A 1,193-nucleotide genomic window follows, 5' to 3' on the forward strand; every position below is an offset into this window, starting at 1 on the left:
ATGGCGAAGGAAAAATTTGAGCGGACTAAGCCGCACTGCAACATCGGGACGATTGGTCACGTTGACCATGGCAAGACGTCTCTGACGGCGGCGATCACGAAGGTTCTTGCTGAGTCTGGGGGCGCGACGTTTACGGCGTACGACCAGATTGACAAGGCGCCGGAAGAGAAGGCTCGCGGTATCACGATTTCGACGGCGCACGTCGAGTACGAGACGACGAACCGTCACTATGCGCACGTGGACTGCCCTGGCCACGCCGACTACGTGAAGAACATGATCACGGGTGCGGCGCAGATGGACGGCGCGATCCTGGTCGTGTCGTCGGCTGACGGCCCGATGCCGCAGACCCGCGAGCACATCCTGCTTGCCCGTCAGGTCGGCGTTCCGGCTCTGGTCGTGTTCATGAACAAGGTCGACATGGTCGACGATCCGGAGCTTCTGGATCTGGTCGAGCTGGAAGTGCGCGAGCTTCTGTCGAAGTACGACTTCCCCGGCGACGACATTCCGATCGTGAAGGGCTCGGCTCTGTGCGCTCTGGAAGACCGTTCGCCTGAGATCGGCCGCGACGCGGTTCTGAAGCTGATGGCTGAGGTGGATCGTTACATCCCGCAGCCGGAGCGTCCGATTGACCAGCCGTTCCTGATGCCGATCGAAGACGTGTTCTCGATCTCGGGCCGCGGCACGGTGGTGACGGGTCGCGTTGAGCGCGGCATCGTGAAGGTCGGTGAGGAAGTCGAGATCGTCGGCCTGAAGGCGACGGTGAAGACGACGGTCACGGGCGTCGAGATGTTCCGCAAGCTGCTCGATCAGGGTCAGGCTGGCGACAACGTGGGCGTTCTGCTGCGTGGTACGAAGCGCGAGGACGTGGAGCGCGGCCAGGTGCTGTGCAAGCCCGGCTCGATCAAGCCGCACACGAAGTTCAAGGCTGAGGCTTACATCCTCACCAAGGAAGAGGGCGGTCGTCATACGCCGTTCTTCACGAACTACCGTCCGCAGTTCTACTTCCGCACTACGGACGTGACGGGCGTGGTGACGCTGCCGGAAGGAACCGAGATGGTGATGCCTGGCGACAACATCGCCATGGAAGTTCAGCTGATCGTTCCGATCGCCATGGAAGAGAAGCTCCGCTTCGCTATCCGTGAAGGCGGCCGCACCGTCGGCGCCGGCGTCGTCGCAGCAGTTATGGATTAATC

General features: G+C 61.8%; 1 protein-coding gene. It reads left to right on the forward strand.

What is annotated here, in order from left to right:
• Positions 1–1,191: an elongation factor Tu gene (gene tuf / locus HB375_RS17915; RefSeq protein WP_167674461.1), complete on the forward strand. Its 1,191-nt coding sequence runs from the start codon at positions 1–3 to the stop codon at positions 1,189–1,191.
• Positions 1,192–1,193: the final 2 nt, after the last annotated feature.

The organism is Microvirga terricola (genome assembly GCF_011777495.1).
In the GTDB taxonomy this organism is placed as follows: domain Bacteria; phylum Pseudomonadota; class Alphaproteobacteria; order Rhizobiales; family Beijerinckiaceae; genus Microvirga; species Microvirga terricola.